General features: G+C 37.0%; 4 protein-coding genes. All 4 read left to right on the plus strand.

What is annotated here, in order from left to right; genetic code table 11:
* On the plus strand, nucleotides 1–412 hold a 412-nt coding region (locus H6G26_RS41660; protein WP_190737993.1), incomplete at its 5' end, for a response regulator.
* Nucleotides 413–508: 96 nt separating this feature from the next.
* Nucleotides 509–643: a hypothetical protein gene (locus H6G26_RS44150; RefSeq protein ID WP_277883982.1), complete on the plus strand. Its 135-nt coding sequence runs from the start codon at nucleotides 509–511 to the stop codon at nucleotides 641–643.
* A gap of 231 nt (nucleotides 644–874) precedes the next feature.
* Nucleotides 875–1,006 carry a hypothetical protein gene (locus tag H6G26_RS44155; RefSeq protein ID WP_277883983.1) on the plus strand — a complete coding sequence of 44 codons (132 nt, stop codon included), beginning with the start codon at nucleotides 875–877 and terminating at the stop codon, nucleotides 1,004–1,006.
* 196 nt (nucleotides 1,007–1,202) lie between these two features.
* Nucleotides 1,203–1,550: hypothetical protein (locus H6G26_RS41665; RefSeq protein WP_199327309.1), on the plus strand; the 348-nt coding region annotated here is incomplete at its 3' end.

A 1,550-nucleotide genomic window follows, 5' to 3' on the forward strand; every position in this document is an offset into this window, starting at 1 on the left:
GATGAATTATCTACAAACCTTGAAAGGATTGCGGGTGTTAGTAGTAGATGACAATCTGGATCACCTGGAATTAATTCAGTTTATCCTTGAACAATATAATGTACAAGTAACGGCTGTAACTTCAGCCTATGAAGCTTTCAATGCAATCAAGCTATTGCAAGCAAACATTCTTATCTGCGATATCCAGATGCCCGTTGAGGATGGTTATTCGTTAATTCGCCAAATTAGAAATCTTACTCAAAAAATCAAGGAAATTCCCGCCATAGCTTTGACAACGTGTACGTCAGATGAAACGCATTCTCTGGTTCTAAATGCAGGTTTTTCTACGTACCTGACAAAACCATTTGATCCAGATGAGTTAATAGCAGTTTTATCAAATCTTGTTGCTCGACATAGTGCATTATGCGCCTAAAATATTTGAGGCAACGATATATAACTCAAGTCTATTTTTTATTAAATAATTTTGCTTTCTAATTATGAATAGGTATGGAAGTAATAATTGAGGGGTATGGACACAGATGCAGAACCCAGCAATTCTTGGTGGGAGCAGGTTAAATATTATGCTCAACTGGCAATTGAATGCGTAGAGGATGGAGTTAATACAATAAAAGAATTACTCAGTACCCTAACAAAACATATTTGAGTCTTGTAAGCAGTCCTGTATTATCCTCTTCTTCATTTATTGATTTATTTTTGAAGCCGAGTTACTTCCGAAACTTTAGAGTCTGGTAAATTCTCCGATACTTCCTCACTATCAACCTTTAAAGAACGCAGTAATTCCCTAATTACATCGTTAAGGGGTCTTCCTGTTTTTGCACAGTATTGTGACAATTTCTCTCTTGCAACTCTTGGGTGGAAGAGGTTGAAGCTGAAAATGCGACAAGCGCTCGACAGTCTTGGTCGGTTATATACTGAGTTAGCATCCAAAGCTGGCGAAGCTATTGGCGTGCCTGATTATGGAACCATTTTGGAACCACAGTTGAACTCATTACTATATTCAGGATAGAACAAGAGCTTAACCTAATGTTTAATCAAACACAACTAGTCATTAAATCTTTGCCATTAAATTTACTCCAAATCAACAACACATATTTCAAACAATTTACTTTAAGTTCTATTTCCGGCTACAAATATTAAAAATATTTGATAGCTCATAGTACTTGTAGTTGATTTTACTGCCAATTTAGCTACAAGAGAAAATCATGAACTGGAAAGTCCGTCTCCACAACAAGACAATAGCTCTATATTTAGTAGTCCCATGCTCTTTGGTTCTAGCAGTAGTCGAACCACTTGTTAGCAGAGCTAACCAAGAATCAAAGCAAAGGGACAAATATTATTCGCATTCACTGCCTTTAGGGAAAGGTAATTTAAAAGAATCACGGGTATCGAATCAGATAGCTCCTGGTATTACCCACACGGTTATTGTTAGAGGCCAACAGTCAAACCGTGAGGTGTATACAGTCGATATAACATTTCAAGCTACTCAACAAGCGGCTCAAGCTACTGCTAATTTATTAAAGTCTCAAGGATACCAACCTTACTTAAAGCCA

This window comes from Nostoc sp. FACHB-888, from assembly GCF_014696655.1.
In the GTDB taxonomy this organism is placed as follows: Bacteria; Cyanobacteriota; Cyanobacteriia; order Cyanobacteriales; family Nostocaceae; genus Nostoc.